The organism is Burkholderia sp. 9777_1386 (genome assembly GCF_015712265.1).
GTDB lineage: Bacteria > Pseudomonadota > Gammaproteobacteria > Burkholderiales > Burkholderiaceae > Burkholderia > Burkholderia cenocepacia.
Window position 1 is genome coordinate 36,170 of record NZ_JACCQB010000021.1, and the last position, 17,941, is coordinate 54,110.

The 17,941-nt window shown below is 69.1% G+C and carries 19 protein-coding genes; 14 read left to right on the forward strand and 5 right to left on the reverse strand.

The window, feature by feature from the left end:
* The first annotated feature begins 57 nt into the window (after window positions 1-57).
* The 4 genes from H0X91_RS17600 to H0X91_RS17615 all read left to right on the forward strand — a co-directional run bounded on the left by H0X91_RS17600 (window position 58) and on the right by H0X91_RS17615 (window position 1,619).
* Window positions 58-456, forward strand: coding sequence for a DUF488 domain-containing protein (locus H0X91_RS17600; protein ID WP_048985497.1), 399 nt, complete (start codon window positions 58-60; stop codon window positions 454-456).
* Between the two features lie 111 nt (window positions 457-567).
* Window positions 568-858 carry a DUF1488 domain-containing protein gene (locus tag H0X91_RS17605; RefSeq protein ID WP_006481711.1) on the forward strand — a complete coding sequence of 97 codons (291 nt, stop codon included), beginning with the start codon at window positions 568-570 and terminating at the stop codon, window positions 856-858.
* A gap of 16 nt (window positions 859-874) precedes the next feature.
* The gene (locus H0X91_RS17610) at window positions 875-1,114 is read left to right on the forward strand and encodes a hypothetical protein (protein ID WP_006479066.1); all 240 of its coding nucleotides are present in this window, start codon (window positions 875-877) and stop codon (window positions 1,112-1,114) included.
* A gap of 154 nt (window positions 1,115-1,268) precedes the next feature.
* A complete protein-coding gene (locus H0X91_RS17615) occupies window positions 1,269-1,619 on the forward strand; it encodes a hypothetical protein (RefSeq protein WP_006481700.1) in 351 nt (116 codons plus the stop codon).
* Window positions 1,620-1,641: 22 nt separating this feature from the next.
* Here H0X91_RS17615 and H0X91_RS17620 read toward each other — a convergent pair whose 3' ends face one another.
* From H0X91_RS17620 to lhpI, 3 genes are all read right to left on the reverse strand, one after another.
* A complete protein-coding gene (locus H0X91_RS17620; protein ID WP_006481707.1) occupies window positions 1,642-2,421 on the reverse strand; it encodes a helix-turn-helix domain-containing protein in 780 nt (259 codons plus the stop codon).
* Between the two features lie 16 nt (window positions 2,422-2,437).
* Window positions 2,438-2,842: a response regulator transcription factor gene (locus H0X91_RS17625; protein ID WP_006481701.1), complete on the reverse strand. Its 405-nt coding sequence runs from the start codon at window positions 2,840-2,842 to the stop codon at window positions 2,438-2,440.
* A 169-nt stretch (window positions 2,843-3,011) separates the two neighbouring features.
* Window positions 3,012-3,947, reverse strand: a complete 936-nt coding sequence (gene lhpI / locus H0X91_RS17630) for a bifunctional Delta(1)-pyrroline-2-carboxylate/Delta(1)-piperideine-2-carboxylate reductase (RefSeq protein WP_058903103.1) — start codon at window positions 3,945-3,947, stop codon at window positions 3,012-3,014.
* A 263-nt stretch (window positions 3,948-4,210) separates the two neighbouring features.
* On the opposite strand from lhpI, the gene H0X91_RS17635 reads away from it, so the two are divergent.
* From H0X91_RS17635 to H0X91_RS17665, 7 genes are all read left to right on the forward strand, one after another.
* On the forward strand, window positions 4,211-4,948 hold the full coding sequence (locus H0X91_RS17635; protein ID WP_006481703.1) for a FadR/GntR family transcriptional regulator: 738 nt from the start codon (window positions 4,211-4,213) through the stop codon (window positions 4,946-4,948).
* Between the two features lie 127 nt (window positions 4,949-5,075).
* A complete protein-coding gene (locus tag H0X91_RS17640; protein WP_058903105.1) occupies window positions 5,076-6,197 on the forward strand; it encodes a branched-chain amino acid ABC transporter substrate-binding protein in 1,122 nt (373 codons plus the stop codon).
* Between the two features lie 68 nt (window positions 6,198-6,265).
* Window positions 6,266-7,273 carry a trans-3-hydroxy-L-proline dehydratase gene (lhpH, locus tag H0X91_RS17645; protein WP_006494886.1) on the forward strand — a complete coding sequence of 336 codons (1,008 nt, stop codon included), beginning with the start codon at window positions 6,266-6,268 and terminating at the stop codon, window positions 7,271-7,273.
* A gap of 185 nt (window positions 7,274-7,458) precedes the next feature.
* On the forward strand, window positions 7,459-10,038 hold the full coding sequence (locus H0X91_RS17650) for a penicillin-binding protein 1A (RefSeq protein ID WP_034202362.1): 2,580 nt from the start codon (window positions 7,459-7,461) through the stop codon (window positions 10,036-10,038).
* Window positions 10,039-10,117: 79 nt separating this feature from the next.
* Window positions 10,118-10,996, forward strand: a complete 879-nt coding sequence (locus H0X91_RS17655) for a PilZ domain-containing protein (RefSeq protein ID WP_062885510.1) — start codon at window positions 10,118-10,120, stop codon at window positions 10,994-10,996.
* A 225-nt stretch (window positions 10,997-11,221) separates the two neighbouring features.
* Window positions 11,222-11,551, forward strand: a complete 330-nt coding sequence (locus tag H0X91_RS17660; RefSeq protein WP_006483709.1) for a DUF4148 domain-containing protein — start codon at window positions 11,222-11,224, stop codon at window positions 11,549-11,551.
* A 370-nt stretch (window positions 11,552-11,921) separates the two neighbouring features.
* Entirely contained in the window at window positions 11,922-12,326 is a 405-nt protein-coding gene (locus H0X91_RS17665; protein WP_006483706.1) for a lysozyme inhibitor LprI family protein, read from the forward strand.
* Between the two features lie 40 nt (window positions 12,327-12,366).
* On the opposite strand, the gene H0X91_RS17670 is transcribed toward H0X91_RS17665, so the two are convergent.
* Together H0X91_RS17670 and H0X91_RS17675 are read right to left on the reverse strand one after the other, a co-directional pair.
* A complete protein-coding gene (locus H0X91_RS17670) occupies window positions 12,367-13,014 on the reverse strand; it encodes a response regulator (protein WP_006483707.1) in 648 nt (215 codons plus the stop codon).
* Window positions 13,011-15,113, reverse strand: coding sequence for a PAS domain-containing sensor histidine kinase (locus tag H0X91_RS17675; protein ID WP_012493327.1), 2,103 nt, complete (start codon window positions 15,111-15,113; stop codon window positions 13,011-13,013). The genes H0X91_RS17670 and H0X91_RS17675 overlap by 4 nt, the downstream gene beginning before the upstream one ends.
* A 319-nt stretch (window positions 15,114-15,432) precedes the next feature.
* Here H0X91_RS17675 and H0X91_RS17680 point away from each other — a divergent pair, with 319 nt between their 5' ends.
* The 3 genes from H0X91_RS17680 to H0X91_RS17690 all read left to right on the forward strand — a co-directional run bounded on the left by H0X91_RS17680 (window position 15,433) and on the right by H0X91_RS17690 (window position 17,934).
* Window positions 15,433-15,903 (forward strand): universal stress protein, encoded by a 471-nt coding sequence (locus H0X91_RS17680; protein WP_034202359.1) that lies wholly within the window; start codon window positions 15,433-15,435, stop codon window positions 15,901-15,903.
* A 314-nt stretch (window positions 15,904-16,217) separates the two neighbouring features.
* Entirely contained in the window at window positions 16,218-16,724 is a 507-nt protein-coding gene (locus H0X91_RS17685; RefSeq protein ID WP_006485821.1) for a cupin domain-containing protein, read from the forward strand.
* Window positions 16,725-16,908: 184 nt separating this feature from the next.
* Window positions 16,909-17,934 (forward strand): DedA family protein/thiosulfate sulfurtransferase GlpE, encoded by a 1,026-nt coding sequence (locus H0X91_RS17690; RefSeq protein ID WP_006485817.1) that lies wholly within the window; start codon window positions 16,909-16,911, stop codon window positions 17,932-17,934.
* The last annotated feature ends 7 nt before the right edge of the window (window positions 17,935-17,941 follow it).

Consider the following 17,941-nt stretch of genomic DNA (forward strand, 5'->3'; position numbering starts at 1 on the left):
CGCACGGGCAGGCGCGGCGGTACGATCACGGGATCGCATGCACGACAGAGGAGCGACATGGGCATCCGGATCATCCAGCTCGGCACGCCGCGCGCGGCCGGCGAAGGGCTGCGGATCGGCACGGTGCGGCGGCCGCCGCGCGGTGTGCCGAAGGCGGAATTCGCGTCGCGCAACTACTATGATGTATGGCTGCCGACGCTGTCGCCGAGCCCCGAACTCGTCGCGCAGGCGCAGGCCGCCGAAACCGACGCCGAATGGAAAGCGTTCAAGCGTCACTTCCGCGCGGAGATGACGCGCGGCGATCCGGCGAAGGTGCTGGACCTGCTGGCCGCGCTGTCGGCGACCACCGCGCTGTCGATCGGCTGCTACTGCGAAGACGAGCGCCATTGCCACCGCAGCGTGCTGCGCGAGCTGCTCGCGGAACGCGGCGCGGTGATCGAGCCCGACGCGGGCTGACGCGGCGTCGCGCGGCCGCGCCGCGATCGTGCGGTGCAGCGAACCGGTTGACGTGGGTCAAGCGCGCGGCCGCGCGCGCCACTATGCTCTCGTCATGGAGCCATCACGACGATGACAGGCCGACAGATGCACATTACTTTCCCGCCCGAGCCGCCGGAATACTGCGCGCGCGATCTGGTCGTCGCGTTTTCGGCGCTGGTCGACGGGCGTTGCGTCCAGTGCGCGGTCACGGCCGAGGCGCTGGAAGACCATTTCGGCGCGCGGTCGCTGCTCGAACGCGATCTGCTGCACGCATTCGACGCGCACCGGTCGGCGATCGAGGCAATGGCACGGCGAATGCTCGAGGAAATCGGCGGCCGGCCGGTGCTGCTGCACAGTGGGCACTTCCGGCTCGAAGACTGATACCGCAGGAGGGCGCATGACACTGCAGGGCAACATTCACGAACGCGACTGGTCGGTCGAGGTGGAGACGCGCCCGTGCGAATCGGGCGAGTTCCGCTGCCGCGTGTCGGTCGAGCACGGCGCCGGCGCCGCGCGGTTTCATCATACGTTCGAGCACAGCCACGCGTATCCGACGGAGCGCGAGGCGATGATCGAAGGGCTGCGGGCCGGCATGACGTGGATCGAGATGAAGGCGTCGCAGACCTTCAACGTATGAATGGCCCCGCGCCAGCCAGGCGCGGGCAGACCGTCGGCCGGCCGCGATCGAATCCTGCGCGCCGCGCGACGGGAAACACGTGCCGCCTCCATCGCGAGGCGGCCGGCACATGCAAGGCGGTCGACGAGCGGGCGGCCCCGTCAGGAGACACGACATGGGCGTGGGCATGCAGATCGCCTGCCTCGGATTCACGGTTTCGGCAGCGGTCGAGGCCGAAGCCGGCGCGCAACTGGTGCGGCTCGAACGGTTTCGCGCGTTGATCGACGGCTGCCATCTCGCGATCGACGCGCGCACGGTGGCCGATGGCGCGTGCCTGTACGACGTGCGGCTCGACCTGGTGATGCACGACGCGACGCTCAGGTCGCTGCCGCCGTGCGTCGGCGTCGACGTGGACGATGCGCTGCGCCGCGCGTTCGCGCAGGCCGAACAGGCGCTGATCGCGTGGCAGGCGGGCGCCGCGACGGTGGCGCTGCGCGACGCGGCGACCGGCGACGCGATCCGGTAATGCCGCGCGCCGGCGCCGTGTGTCAGACCCGTGCGAGCGCTTGCGCGTCGATGATGCGCACGCGCTTGCCGCGCGTCTCGACGAGCGCTTCGCGATGGAACCGCGAGAACATCCGGCTGACGGTTTCGAGCTTCATCCCGAGATAGCAGCCGATTTCCTCGCGCGTCATCCGCAGATTGAATTCGGTCGCCGAATAGCCGCGCGCCTCGAACCGCGACGACAGGTTCAGCAGGAAATGCGCGACGCGCTGCTCGGCCGACATCGTGCCGAGCAGCAGCATCTGGCTCGATTCGCGGACGATCTCGCTGCTCAGCATCTGGTAGAGGAAGTGCTGCATCGGCTTCATCTCGCGGCACGCGGCTTCGAGCGCGCCGAACGGGATGATGCACACCACGCTGTCCTCCAGCGCGATCGCGTCGCAGCAGTGCTGGCCGCCGCCGATGCCGTCCATCCCGAGCGTTTCGCCGGCGATCTGGAAGCCCGTCACGTGCTCGCGGCCGTCGCGATGCATCATCACCGTCTTGAACGAACCCGCGCGCACCGCATAGATGCTCTGGAACGGATCGTCGGTGCGAAACAGCGCGTCGCCCTGGCGCACCTGTCGCGTCGTGCAGATGATCGCGTCGAGGCGGCCGTATTCGGCGGCCGTCAGATGCGGCGGCAGGCACATCGAGCGCATCGCGCAGGCCGAACAGCGTGCGGCCGGATGCTTGGCGGCGTCGGCGCGCGCGACCGGGCGCAGGGCAATCGTTGGCCGGGGTACGACGGACACGTCGGCGGCGAAGGCGGTGGCGGTGGACATGAGTCGCTCCGGCTCGTCAGGGGCGGCGCACGCGAGCGTGCACCAGGGATTCGATGACACGGCATGCGGCGTCGAATTCGACGGTCTTGTCGAAGAAGTAGTCGGCTCCCGCCGTCGCGCATGCCTCTCTGAATGCCGGCGCCGAGTGGTTCGTCAGCACGATCGTGACGATGCGCGGCGCGGCCTTCGACAGCATCCCGATCAGGTCGAGACCACTGCCGTCCGCGAGCCGCACGTCGACGATCACCACGTCCGCGCGACTGCTGCGGATATGCGACCACGCGTCCTGGCCGTCTTCCGCTTCGCCCACGACGGCAACGCCGCGGATCGCGCCGACGAGCAGCGCGATCCGCTGGCGAACGGCGACGGCGTGATCGACGAGGAACACCCTGAGCGCGGCGGGTGACAGGCTGGCATTCATGCCGGCAGTATCGTGTTGCGCCGCCGAAATTGAAATCGGCCGAATTGGAACTTCGTGTAGGCCGCTTCGACGCGGTGTAGGGCATTTCCTACACCGCGTACGGGAAATCGCCGGGACGATGCGGCTGCGGCGATGCCGCGCGAGCGGCTGGAATGGTTGCGCGGCCGGATCAGCCGGCGCGGCGCGCGGCCAGCGCGTCGCGCGCGGTGCGGCACGCGGCCAGATCCCACGCGGCGCAGCCGACGCTCTTGAACAGCAGCGGGCCGCCGCGGGCGAAGACGCCGTTCAGCACGTCGGCGAGCGATGCGACGTGCTGCCAGTCGACCCGCGCGACGATCAGGTCGCCGGCTTCGTGGCGCGCGCCGGCCGGATCGTCGACGACGAGCCGGCTGCCATGCACCGTGTTCGCATCGATCTCGGCGGCATCCGCGGTGAACGCGCCGACGCCGACCACGAGACGGCCTTCGCGCGCGGCTTCGCGGTAGACGGGCGTGCGGCTGGTGGTCAGCGTGACGACCACGTCGATCGCTTCGGGAATCGCGTCGCCGTCGAGCGGCGCGAGCCGCGGCGCATGGGCGCGATGAGCGGCGCAGAAGGCGGCCGCGCGCTCCGCGGTCGTGCCGCGCACGTGCAGCCGCGCATCCGGAAAGATGGCCGCGAGCGCTTCCGCGTGATTGGCCGCCTGCTTGCCGGTGCCGATCAGCAGGATGTCGCGCGGCGCGGCGCCGTGCAGCGCCTGGATGCCGAGCGCGGTGATCGCCGCCGTGCGGCGACCGGTGACGGTCGGGCCGTCGAGCGCGAAGCGCATTTCTCCGGTCGTCGCGTCGTACGCGGTGACCTGGCCGAGGATCGTCGGCAGCCCGCGCGCGCCGTTGCCGGGGCACACGTTGACGAGCTTGTGGCTCGCCAGGTCGTGGGCGCTCGACGGCATCGACAGCATCACGCCGCCGCCTTGCAGCGGCACGACCAGGCGTTCGGGGCTGACGATGTCGCCCGCCGCGTACTCGGCGACCGCTTGCCTGAGCGTGGCGAGCAGCGCCGGGTAGTCGAGCAGCGCGGCCGTGTCGGCCGCGTCGAAAACGGGAATCGGGGAAGAGGCGGTCATCGTGTACGTCGTGGGCGTCGGTGAGCGTGAACGGCGGACGCATGCCGCGCCCGCCACAGGTCTGCCGGATACCGTGACACAGGGCAGTGTGGATCGAATCTATACCACTTGCTGGCGCGCCTGCAACCCAGAAAATAAAGCGCTGTGGGGATTTTGGTTCTAATATCTGGCCAGAAGCGCGCCGCTGCCGTGCCGCCCGCGCGGCTCCGGTATAGTGCGAACCCATTCCAGATCCACGCCCGCGAACGGGCAGGAGCCATCCGATGATGTCCGCGCGTCCCGACTCACCCGAAGGCGGTTTCCGCCCGCTGCAGATCTACGAGCAGGTAGCCGAAAAGATCCGCGACGAGATCCGCGCGGGGCGCTACGCGGCCGAGTCGCGGCTGCCGTCCGAGCGCGAGCTGGCGGCGCTGTTCCAGGTCGGCCGGCCGGCGGTGCGCGAGGCGCTCGGCGCGCTGCAGAACGAAGGGCTCGTGTGCACGAAACGCAATTCGGGCACCTACGTCGTCGCGGCGCCGCTCGACGTGCTCGCGCAGCGCGGCGATCCGCACACGGCGTCCGAGGCCGACTTCAGCCCGACGTCGACGCTCGACGTGCGATTGATCCTGGAGCCCGCGATCGCGCGCCTCGCGGCCGCCCATGGCCGCGCCGACCCTGGCGCCGAACGTTATCTCGCGCAGATGGAAACCATCACCGACGTCGACGATCCGCACCAGCGCGCGCTGTGGAACGAGAGCGACCGGCTGTTCCACCGGCAGCTCGCGCTGATGACCGGCGATGCGCTGATCGTGAAGATCGCGGACGAAGTCGCGAAGACGATGGACCAGCCGCTGTGGAAGCGGCTGAAGGACGACGGCATCTACGACGCGGGCCGGATCCGGCTCTACGTGTCCGAGCACCGGCTGATCTACGAGGCGATCGTGTCCGGCGATGCCGATGCGGCTGCGTTCTATGTCGAACAGCACATCCGCCGCGTGCGGCGCGACATCGCGCCGAAGTGACCGGCCTGCGCGCGAAGCCATTCTGGTCTTCAATATGACCAAAATCCCGACAATTATTTTGAAATTGCTTGCGATGTGACCACGTGTGTCCTACATTGGTTTCACACAAAACCAATCAGGAGACATCATGCGACACTTCTTGACCGCGCTCTCGGTGGCTGTTGCAGCCGGCGCGCTGACTTCCGCGCACGCGCAGGAAGTCGTGATGATCGGCCATTCGGCGCCGCTCACCGGCCCGCAGGCCGCCAACGGCAAGGACAACGAAAACGGCGCGCGGCTCGCGGTGGAAGAGCTCAACAAGGCCGGCATCAAGGTCGCCGGCAAGGCCGTCACGTTCAAACTGGTTTCCGAAGACGACCAGGCCGACCCGAAGGCCGGCGTGCAGGTCGCGCAGAATCTCGTCGACAAGGGCGTCGTCGCGGTGCTCGGGCCGTACAACTCGGGCGTCGCGATTCCGGCCTCGCGCGTGTATTCGACTGCCGGCGTGCCGATCCTGCCGGTCGCGTCGAACCCGGCGCTGACGAAGCAGGGCTTCAAGAACATCTTCCGGATCGGCGCGAGCGACGAGCAGCTCGGCGGCACGATGGCCACGTTCGCCGCGAAGACGCTGAACGCGAAAACCGCCGCCGTGATCGACGATCGCACCGCGTACGGGCAGGGCGTCGCCGAGCAGTTCATGAACGTCGCGAAGGCGAACGGCATCAAGATCGTCGACCAGGAATACACGAACTCGTCGGCCACCGATTTCCTCGGCATCCTCACCAAGATCAAGGCCGCCAACCCCGACGTGATCTTCCTCGGCGGCTATGCGGCGCAGGGCGCGCCGATGGCCAAGCAGATGAAGCAGCGGGGCTTGCGCGCGAAGCTGCTCGGCGGCGACGGCATCTGCTCGGCCGACATGGGCAAGGTCGCGGGCGAGGCCGCGTCGATCGTCTACTGCGCGCAGGGCGGGGTCGCGCTCGAGAAGACGGCGGCCGGCCGCGAATTCCTGAAGAAGTACCACGACGCCTATCACACCGATACGCAGGTCTATGGCGTCAACTACTACGACGGGATGAAGCTGCTCGCCGACGCGATGGTCAAGGCCGGCACGACCACCGACAAGGCGAAGCTGAGCGCGCAGCTCGCGAAGTCGAACTACGCGGGCGTCGCGGGCACCTATTCGTTCGACGCGAACGGCGACCTGAAAGGCGCGCCGACCACCGTCTACGTGATCCGCAACGGCCTGCCGGAACCGTACGCGAAGTAATTGCCGCATCGCCCGTCACCGGACGGCGGCCCGGCCGCCGTCCTTCGTTTCAACGCATTCGATCCGCCATGAAAATTTCCCGATCCCTGTCCACCGTCGAAGTGCACACCGGCGGCGAGGCGTTCCGCATCGTCACGAGCGGGCTGCCGCGCCTGCCCGGCGACACGATCGTCCAGCGCCGCGCGTGGCTCAAGGAGCACGCCGACGAGATCCGCCGCGCGCTGATGTTCGAACCGCGCGGCCATGCCGACATGTACGGCGGCTATCTGACCGAGCCGGTGTCGCCGAACGCCGATTTCGGCGTGATCTTCGTGCACAACGAAGGCTACAGCGACCATTGCGGTCACGGCGTGATCGCGCTGTCGACGGCGGCCGTCGAGCTCGGCTGGGTGCAGCGCACCGTGCCCGAGACGCGGGTCGGCATCGATGCGCCGTGCGGGTTCATCGAGGCGTTCGTCCAGTGGGACGGCGAGCACGCGGGGCCGGTGCGCTTCGTCAACGTGCCGTCGTTCATCTGGCAGCGCGACGTGTCGGTCGACACGCCGTCGTTCGGCACCGTGACCGGCGACATTGCTTATGGCGGCGCGTTTTATTTTTATGTCGACGGCGCGCCGTTCGACTTGCCGGTGCGCGAATCGGCGGTCGAGAAACTGATTCGCTTCGGCGCGGAAGTGAAGGCGGCCGCGAACGCGAAGTATCCGGTCGTCCATCCGGAGATCCCGGAAATCAACCATATCTACGGCACGATCATCGCGAACGCGCCGCGCCACGCGGGTTCGACGCAGGCGAACTGCTGCGTGTTCGCGGATCGCGAGGTCGACCGCTCGCCGACCGGCTCCGGCACCGGCGGGCGCGTCGCGCAGCTGTACCTGCGGGGGCTGCTCGCGGCGGGCGACACGCTCGTCAACGAATCGATCGTCGGCACGGTCTTCAAGGGGCGCGTGCTGCGCGAAACGACGGTCGGCGACATCCCGGCCGTGATCCCGGAAGTGGAAGGCAGCGCGCATGTCTGCGGGTTCGCGAACTGGATCGTCGACGAACGCGATCCGCTCACGTACGGGTTTCTCGTGCGCTGACCCGCAGCGTCGGTCGCGCCGCTGCCGCGTCCCCGTCGCGCGGCGTTCAGGTTGTCGTACCAGGTTTGGCGCGTCGCTCCGGTTGCGGGGCACGCGCCTTTTTTGCGTGAGCGTTGCGGCGAAACCGCACCGCGTGTGCCGGCGCAAGGCCGCCGCGGGCCGGCCGGCCGCGCGAGTTTGGTACGATGCAGCCTTTTCAGCCGAGCTCCACCCGCGTGAATCGCCGAAACGTGTCGTCAGTGCGTGCCTTGTGTGCCAGATGGGTCGCGCGCGCCCAACCCGTCGCGGCGGCCGCCGTCGCGCGGGCCAAGCCTCTCGCCGCCACCGCGTGGCACCATGTCCGCCACCCGACGCGCCGTGGCGTGCTGCTCACGGCCGCCGCCGTGCCGGCGCTGTTCGCGGGGTACGTGATCGTCCTCATTCCGTTCACGCCGGGGATCGGCGACATCCGCAAGGCGCGCGTCGACCAGCCCGCGCAGGTACTGTCCGCCGACGGCAAGCTGCTGGCCGAATTCAAGCCGTCGAACCGCGAATGGGTGCCGCTCAAGCAGATCTCGCCGCGCATGATCGACGCGCTGATCGCGACCGAGGATCACCGCTTCTACGAACACCACGGGCTGGACTGGAAGCGCACGGCGTCGGCCGCGCTGCATACGTTCTCGGGCAGCCGCCAGGGCGGCTCGACGATCACGCAGCAGCTCGCGCGCAACCTGTATCCGGACGAGATCGGCCGCGCGCCGACGCTCACGCGCAAGGTGAAGGAGGCGATCACCGCGCTGAAGATCGAGGCCGTCTACAGCAAGGACCAGATCCTCGAGACCTACCTGAACACGGTGCCGTTCCTGTACAACGCGTACGGCGTCGAGATGGCCGCGCGCACCTATTTCGACAAGTCGGCCGACGAACTCGACGTGCTCGACAGCGCGACGCTCGTCGGGATGCTGAAGGGCAACAGCTACTACAACCCGGTGCTGAACCCCGAGCGCGCGCTGCAGCGGCGCAACACGGTGCTCGGCCAGATGGTCAAGTACGGCAAGCTGTCGCCGGCGCAGTTCGCGCAGTTGCAGCGCCGGCCGCTGCGCATCGACTTCGAGCGCCAGAAGGAGCCGCCCGGGCCGGCGCCGCATTTCGCGCAGCAGTTGCGCAAATGGCTGATCGCGTGGGCCGACCGCAACGACTACAACATCTACTCGGACGGGCTGATCGTGCGCACGACGATCGACTCGCGGCTCCAGCAGATGGCGACGCAGGCGCTCACGTTGCAGGGCAATCAGCTGCAGGGCATCGCGAACAACGCGTGGAGCGGCCGCGACGGCTGCGGCACCGACAACGAGGTGTTTCGCACCTTCATGCGTGAGTCGCCCGAGTACAAGGCCGCGCAGGAGGCCGGCAAGGACGACGCGGCCGCGATGAAGATGCTCGCGGCCGATCGCGGTTTCCTGCATGCCTTGTGCAAGGCCAAGACCGACGTGCAGGCCGGCTTCCTCGCGATCGATCCGCGTGACGGGCAGATCCGCGCGTGGGTCGGCAGTCGCGACTTCACCCGCGAGCCGTTCGATCACGTCGCGCAGGCGCGGCGCCAGCCGGGCTCGACGTTCAAGCCGTTCGTCTATGGCGTCGCGTTCGCGAACGGGATGAAGCCGGAAGATACGTTCGTCGACCAGCCGGTCGAGATCCCGCTGAAGGGCGGCGAGATCTGGCGGCCGAACGACGACGTGCCGCCTACGGGCAAACCGATGACGCTGCGCGACGCGGTCGCGCTGTCGCGCAACCGGATCACCGCGCAGGTGATGGAGAAGGTGGGGCCGGGCGCCGTCGCGCGGCTGGCGCGCGACATGGGTGTGCGCGAAAGCCCGCTCGAACGCGTGCCGTCGCTCGCGCTCGGCACGAGCCCGGTCACGCTGAAGGAAATGGTCGCGTCGTACGCGACGATCGCGAACGGCGGGCTGTACGTCGAGCCGCAGATGGTGACGCGCATCGAGAATCGCCAGGGCGAGGTGCTCGCCGAATACGCACCGGCGCCGCCCGAGCGCGCGCTCGACGCCGAAACCGACAAGACGCTGCTCGACGTGATGCGCGACGTCGTGACGCGCGGCACGGGCGGCAGCATCCGCACGCGGTTCGGCATCCGCGGCGACGTGGCCGGCAAGACCGGCACCACGCAGGACAACGCGGACGGCTGGTTCATCCTGATGCAGCCGGGCCTCGTCGCCGGCGCGTGGGTCGGATTCGACGACGGCCGCGTGACGCTGCGCAGCGATTACTGGGGGCAGGGCGCGCACAGCGCGCTGCCGATCGTCGGCGATTTCTTCCAGCGCGCGCAGCGCGCCCGGATCGTCGATACCAAGGCGAAATTCGATACCGAACCGTCGCCGGGCTGGTTCGCGTCGCTGCGCGAGCGCGCGACCGACCTGTTCGATACGTGGTTCCCGCCCGAGCCGAAGAAGGCGCCCACGCCGGTCAGGACGCAACGTATCGAGCGTCCGGCCGAGGTCGACGAGGGCGCGGCGTCGGCAGCCTCCACTGCGTCGGCGCCGGATGCCGCTTCCGGCGGCATCGTCGAGGAATGGGTGCCGGCGTCCGAAGTGGCCGCATCGGCCGCGGCGCTGTCGTCCGGCGCGTCGCAACCGCCTGCGCAGCCGCCGGCAGGCGCCAGTACGACGAGCGGAAGCAGCGCCGGTAGCGGCGCCGCGCCTTCCGCCGTGCCGACTCCGCCGCCGATGCCGGTGCCGGCCGCGCCCGATGCGACCGGCGCGTCGCAGTAACGAAGCCGTTCAGATTCCGCGCGATGCTGCCGTAATCAAGTTGTCACGACAGCTCGCGCGGTCGCTCCGCGCTTCTCCGATGCTGCTTTCCACCGATTACGTCGCGCTCGCACGCGACGATCTTTCCGCCGAGGTCCCGCTCGGCTTCGACCTCTACGACGCCGACGGCGCCGCGCTGCTGCCGGCCGGCACGACGCTGCGCGACCCGGCGCAGCACGCTTTCCTGTTCGACCATTTCCGCCCCGTGCGCCGGCGCGAGGACGCCGACACCGGTCCGCGCGGGTCCGCGACGGCGGCCGCGCCCGCCACGCGCATGGGCTTGTCGGCGGGCGCCGCGATCGGCATCCGCCGCCGGGTCGGCACGACGCGCGCGCTGCAGCGCTGCCGGCTGATCGGCGTCGGCGCGGCGGGTGCGCTGTTCGTCGAGCCGCAGCCCGCCACCGTGCTCGATTTCGCCCGCGGCGACGACGTCGAAGCAGTGGCGATCGGCCGGGCCGCGGTATCGCGTTTCGGCGCGACGGTGGAATCGGTGCAGGCGTCGGGCGCCGCGCCGTTCATGGTCCTGTCGCCGCCAGGGTTCGTCGACCGGCTGCGCACGCGCGCGGAGCCGCGCGTGCCGGTGCGCATCGCGGCCTGCTGCAGCGGAGGAGCGGAAGGGACGGAAGGCATCGGGGTGGTGCACGACATCAGCCTGAGCGGGCTGTCGATCGCCGTCGACCGGCCGATCGCGGCGACCGGCGAGCCGTTGCGCGTGCTGCTTCCGTACGAAACCGCCGGTCGCGTCGAGCGGCTGGCGCTCGATGGCACCGTGCGGGCCGTGCATGCCGACCCGGCGCCGCCCGCGCTGACGCTCCATCATGCGGCGTTCGGCGACATCGATGCTGACGACCTGATTCGCCTCAAGGCGCTGCTGTTCGACAGGCAGATGGCGTCGGCGGATACCGATCGCCTGCGTTGAACGCGCGACCCGCGCGTGCCGGCTGCCGTATCGCGGCATTCGGTGCACGAACGCCGATAATCGTCTGACGAAACGACTTATTCCCGCTCGATTGTACGGTTTCGGTCAACAGTGAATTTGCGATTTAAGTATTTACCCTGATAGCCGCGCCTCCTAGACTTCTACTCATGCGCAACGACCTCGAGTCCGAAGCGCCTGACAAAACAATCCTGGAGGTAACGCATCATGAAATCGCTGATCAAGGCAGTTGCACTGGCCGCCCTGGTGGCCGCACCGGTCGTCTCGTTCGCCCAATCGAACCAGCAGCCGCTGACCCGCGCGCAAGTGCGCGCCGAACTGGTCCAGCTCGAAAAGGCCGGCTACAACCCGAACGACTGGATCAACTACCCGGAAAACATCCAGGCCGCCCAGGCCAAGATCGCCGCCGCGCAGAATGCCGGCGCGCAAGCCGACGCCACCGGCTACGGTGCGAACCCGGTCGCGACGTCGCAGTCGGGCCAGCGTGCGGCCGTGCCGGCCGTGAGCGACCGCTCGTCGGTGTACTTCGGCCACTGAGCCGGCCGTTGCCGCGCGGCCCTCGACGGCCGCGATTGAAGCCGTATCGAGAAAGCCTGCACGCGTATCGCGTGCAGGCTTTTTTGCGTCTTCTTCATCGGGCGGCCCGATGCACGAGGTCGGTCGGCCGAATCGGTCGCTGATAGCCTGCGGCGCGCATGAGCGAAACGCCGGATGCCGATCGGCGCGGGATCCGCGCGATACCTTGGCGTGCATGATCACGTCACTCGCCGCGCCGCACCCCGCTGACAATCCGCCGCGCGTGCGCTAGCATCGCGGTCGATGTCGCCGCGGCGCGTGGCGCGGCCCATTCACACGGGGCGCAGCAGGGCGCCGGGTTCCACACTTCAACGAACGACAAGGAGCATCCATGCGTGTCTTGACCGGTCTGCTGGGCTCGCTGGCGCTGGTGGCGAGCGTCGCCCATGCGCAGGCGAATTGTGCGGACGCGACGGATCAGGCGACGATGACGGCGTGTGCCGATCGCGCGTACAAGAAATCCGACGGGGAACTGAACCGGACTTACCAGGCCGTCACCGCGCGCCTGCGCGACGCGCGGCCGCTTGCCGACAAGCTCGTGAATGCGCAGCGCGCGTGGATCGCGTACCGCGACGCCGAATGCCGTTTCTCGAGCGCGAATGCCGAGGACGGCAGTGCATACCCGATGGTCGTATCGACCTGTCTCGACGATCTGACGAAAGCGCGCACCGACACCCTGAAGGGCTATCTGTCCTGCGAGGAAGGCGACCTCGCGTGCCCGGTGCCCGCGAAGTAACGATCACGCGCGGGCCCGACCGGGCCTGCACGACGCCGGCTCAGACGTCGTCCGTCTCGTCGAGCAGCTTGTGCCGCATCGCGTAGCGCACGAGCGCCGCTTCGTGCGGCATCTGCATCTTTTCCAGGATCCGGGTCTTGTAGGTGCTGACCGTCTTCGCGCTCACGCACAGCGCATTCGCGATCTCGGTCAGCGTCTGGCCGGCGGCGATCCGCCGGAACACGTCGAATTCGCGGTCGGACAGCCGCTGGTGCGGCAGCGTTTCGGCCGGCTCGTTCAGGCTCTGCGCGAACTGCTCGGCCATCGCGAGGCTCACGTAGACACCGCCCGACGCCACTTTCGTGACCGCGCCGACCAGCTCCGCGCTCGCGCTTTCCTTCGTCAGATACCCCGACGCGCCCGCGCGGAACGCCCGCACCGCGTATTGCTGCTCCGCGTGCATGGTGAGCACCAGCACGCGCAGCGCGGGCTTTTCGTCCTTGATCTGCTTGATCAGCTCGACGCCGTTGCGGCCGGGCATCGACAGGTCGAGCACGAGCACCTGCGCGGGCGTCGCACGCACCAGCGCGATCGTCGACGGGCCGTCGCAGGCTTCGCCGGCCACCTCGAATCCGGTGGCGTTCTGGAGGATGTGCCGCAGACCGTCGCGTACGAGCGTATGGTCGTCGGCGATGAGCACCTTGATCATGTGATGAGCGTGTCCTGTTGAACGGTGGCGAGCGGAAAGGCGACGGTAATCGAGAAGCCGCGCGCGAGCGCGGTGTCGATCGTCACGGTGCCGCCCAGCATGTGGGCGCGTTCGCGAATGCCGATCAGGCCGAACGACTTGTCCTCGTGGGCCGGGCCGCCGGGCGCCGCGCCGCGGCCGTTGTCCGCGACGCGCAGCACGCAAAAGCCTTCCTCGATGTCGAGCCGCAACGCCACGCGCGTCGCATCCGCATGGCGCGCGACGTTCGTCAGCGCTTCCTGGACGATGCGGAACAGCGTGGTCGCGCCCGCGCTGGTGAACGTGAGGCCGCCGGTTTCGATGTGGCGCTCGACATCGATCCCGTAGCGGTTCGTGAAATCGTTCGCGAGCCATTCGATCGCGGGCACGAGGCCGAGATCGTCGAGCATCACCGGCCGCAGGTCGGCCGCGATGCGCCGCACCGACGCGACCGTCGCGTCGATCAGCCGCCGCATGCCTTGCAGATGCGTCTGCACGCCTTCATCGGGTTGCGCGCGGCCGGGCATCCGCAATTGCTGCTCGACGACCGACAGATCCATCTTCAATGCGGTGAGCTGTTGCCCGAGGTCGTCGTGCAGTTCGCGCGCGATACGGGTCTTTTCCTCCTCGCGCACGTTCTGCAGGTTCGCGGACAATTCGCGCAATTCCTCGCGCGATTGCTTCAACGCATTCTCGGCCCGTTGCCGCTCGGTGATGTCGCGCAGCATCACCGTATACAGCTTGCCCGACGCGTCGCGGATCTGCGAGATCGACGCTTCGATCGGGAATTCCTCGCCGTTGGCCCGCAGCCCGAACAGCACGCGCTGGCGGCCCATCTGCCGCTCGGACACGCCCGTCACGCCGAACTGGTCGACGTGCTTCGCGTGCGCGGCGCGGAACCGTTCGGGAATGAAGCGCGACAGCGGCGCGCCGATCGCTTCCATCGCCGACACGCCGAACACCTGCTCGGCCATCGGGTTGAAGATCACGACCGTCTGCTTCTCGTCGATCGTGATGATCGCTTCCATCGACGAACGGATGATGCCCATCATCCGCGCCTCGTTGAGGATGCCGCGGCTGCTTGCACCGGCGTCGGCGCGCCCGCGCAGCAACGCATGGACGAGCGCCGCGAACGCGAACGACGCGATCAGCCCGGCGGCGAGCACGGTGCCGGCCGCACGCTGCGCGCCGGTCGCGCTCGGCCGGCCGTCCGCGGAATAGGCGAGCGTCAGCGCGGTGCCGCCGAAATTCAGCACATCGGTGCGCCGCATCAGGTCGGGCGACGCCGATGCTTCGTCGGTCGTCGTCTCGACGCTGGCGATCGCGCGCGCATCGCCGCCGGCGGTCATCCACAGGTCGATTCCGCGCTCCGCATCGAGCGCGCGCTCGATCAGGCGCCGCGGGCTCAGCGCCGCGAACAGCATCCCGTCGGCGCCGCCTTCCCGCGTGCCGGAGGGTTTGGCGGCCGCCAGCGGCGAAGACGCCACGGGCAGGAACAGCGTCAGGGTACGGGCGTCGCGGGAAGTGTCGTCGTCGGCAGGGTGAACGCCGAGCGCGATATCGCCGGTGCGCAGCGCGCGCGTGAGCGGCGCCGCGTCGGACGCACCGAAGCGCACGACCGGCGAGTTCGAGACGGGCGCGCTGAGCGTCGCAGCCGCGAGCGGATCGGCCGGCAGCGGCTTCGCGCCGGCCAGCGCGGCGCGCGCCGCGGGCGTCAGCGGCGCATAGCCGATCTGCCGGACCGGCGAGCGGCCGCTGTCGAGATCGAGCGTCTCCGCATACCGGCGCCATTGGCCGGGCGTCATGTCCGGGACGAGGCCGAACGCGCCGCGCGCGCCTTCGAGCACGGCGACACCGGCCTGCAGTTCGTGGCGCAGCATCGCGGTCACGTGCGACGTGCGGCGTTCGAAACGCGTGTGAACGGCGCCTTGCCACTGCTCGCGCACCAGCAGCGCGACGCCGAGCGACAGCACGGCGCCCGCGCACAGGGCGACGACGCCGGCCGCGAACGGCTGGCGTAACATGGTCTGGAGGCGCGTGGGCCCTCGGGCGTCACGCGTCGGGGTTCCACTGGCGGTCATTCGATGGCCATTCTGTTATTCGGGCTACCCGGGGCACTCGGGCAGCGCGGCAAAACCGGGAAAACTCGCACCGGCTGCGTGCAACGACTATTTTCAAGATGAAATTGTGCGCGTTTTACACATTTTTTGTAATGGGGTCGGTTGAAATTGCGGCAAACGGCGTGGGGCAGCGGGCGCGCGGGGCGCGCTTGACGCGCGTCAACGCGCGCGTCGGCACGTGGGGCAGACTGTTCGGCAGGCAAGCCGGCGCCGGGCCGGCTTGCGGTAACGGGTCGTGGCGGCGCAGTGCGCGACGCGCGCCCGGTCGGAGGGACGGACCATGTACAAGCGGATTTTCGTCGGGCTCGACGGCAGCCCGAGCGCGCGTCTCGCGCTGAACGAGGCGATCCGGATCGCGACGGCGTCCGGCGGCGAAGTGACCTGTGCGTACGTCGTCGAGCATCGGCCGCAGCTCGTCGACGTCGACGCCGGCTTCGCGGCCGAGCGCGACGGCGATGCCGCCGCGGCCGACGCCGCGACGCCGGTGCTCGACGATGCGAAAGCGGCGCTCGCGCGGCAGCATGTGCGCGGCACGGTGCGCGCGCTCGACGCGTACGGCGAGGACATCGCGACGGTGCTGATGCGCACGGCGGCCGAAGCCGACGCCGATCTGATCGTGATGGGCACGAGCGGGCGACACGGCCTGCGCAGGCTGTTGCTCGGCAGCGTGGCGGAATCGTTGCTGCGCGCGGCCGACCGGCCCGTGCTGCTGGTGCGGCATGGCGAGGCGGGGGCGTCGGCGGCCGCATGATCGACGACGGGCGGTACGGCGGCCGACGCGGCGCACACATCCGCGGTCGGCCGAGCGCCGCGCGCCGGGCCGGCCGTCGGCGCGAGCGATCCGGCGCGCGGCGCCGCACTGCCGATACGCTCGCCGGTGCGCGATTGCGCGTCGACGGTTGCATCCCGGCACGCAGTTCTGGCAGCATCGGCCGGTGTCCGCTCGATCGCCGCGCGCATGGCCGCGGCGATCGACGCAGGGACATCCGGCGGCATCCGAGCGCGTAAATCGAGATCGGGCAGGCCGCCGGATGCCGGTTTCCTACCTTACCGACGTCATCTGCCATGCCGATTTCCGCGCCCGACCTGATTCGCCAGTTCGACCTGCAGCCGCATCCCGAAGGCGGCTATTTCCGTGAAACCTACCGCGCGACCGATTCGGTCGTGCGTCCGGCCGACGGCGCGCCCCGTGCCGCGTCGACCGCGATCTACTACCTGCTGTGCGACGGCGCGTATTCGTCGTGGCACCGCATCCGCTCCGACGAGGTCTGGCATTTCTATGCGGGCGACCCGATCGAAGTGTGGGTACTCGACGCGCGCGACGGGTTGACGATCCACCGGCTCGGCAATCCGCTCACGCATCCCGGCACCGTGTTCCAGGCGGTCGTGCCGGCCGGAAGCTGGTTCGGCGCGCGCTGCGCGTCGCCGCAGCACGTCGCGCTCGTCGGCTGCACGGTTGCGCCGGGGTTCGAGTTCGCGGAATTCGAGCTGGCCGATGCGGCCGCGCTGGCGGCCGAGTTTCCCGACTACGCGGAACACGTCGCCCAGCTCGCGCAGCGCTCCGACGCGTGACTGTCACGGGCGCGTCACGCCCGGCGCAAAGCCCGTGCCGACGGCCGCGTTCCGCGCGGTCGAGGCCAAACCCGTTTAGAATGCGCATGATGCACCGGTTGGTCGCGGACGTGCCGCGGCGGCCGTTGCGCCGCCGTACCGACGGCCCCGTCGCGCGGCCTGCATGTCTTCCAGGAGCGCCGCCGTGTGGCACTTTCCCATTGCTATTCCATCGTCGCTCGGCCCGTGGGCCGTGTTCGCGAGCGTGTTGATCACGCAGCTCGGCGTGCCGGTGCCGGCCGTGCCGATGCTGATTCTCGGCGGCACGATGGCGGCGATGGGGCAGGCGTCCTGGGTCAGCATGTTCGCGGCGGCGATCGGCGCGACGATGCTGGCCGATTCGCTGTGGTTCTTCATGGGCCGCACGCGCGGCCGGCGTCTGCTGAACGGCCTCGTGCGCTTCTCGCTGTCGCTCGACACGACGCTGCGCTTCGCGCGTAACGTGTTCGAAAGATACGGCGCGCCGCTGCTCGTGCTGTCGAAATTCCTGCCGGGCCTCGGCCTCGTGTCGGCGCCGCTGCTCGGCACGACCGCGATCGGCATCGGCGTGTTCCTGTTCTGGGATCTGGCCGGCGCGTCGCTGTGGGCGGCGTTCTGGCTGATCGGCGGCGCGGCGATTCACGACCAGATCGTCCAGTTCGTGCTGTGGGTGCGCGCGAGCGGCGGCACGATCCTCGACGCGTTCCTCGCGATCTTCATCACGTTCCTGCTGTACCGCTGGGTGCGCCGCGTGCAGTTCCGCCGCTATCTCGCGCAGGTGCGCATTTCGCCGCCGCAGCTCGTCGAGATGATGACGTCCAGCGAACCGCCGCTGATCTTCGACGCGCGGCCCAAGGCGATTCGCGAACGCGAGCCATACCGGATTGCGGGCGCGGTGCCGGTCGATCTCGATTCGCCCGATCTGCTCGATCCGGAAGTGCTGAAACGGCCGATCGTCGTTTATTGCGTGTGCCCGAACGAGGCGACCGCGAAGCGCCTGATCGCGAAGATGCAGCGCAAGAAGATGATCCACAACATCCGCGCGCTGAAGGGTGGCCTCGATGCGTGGGAAAAGCACGGTTATCCGGTCGAGCCGCTGCCGGCCGATCTGGATTCGTCGCGTTATTTCGTGCGGCCCGAGCAGGGCCGGCTCGACGGCGAATATACGGTGCGGGCGACGTTGTCGAAATAAATGCGCG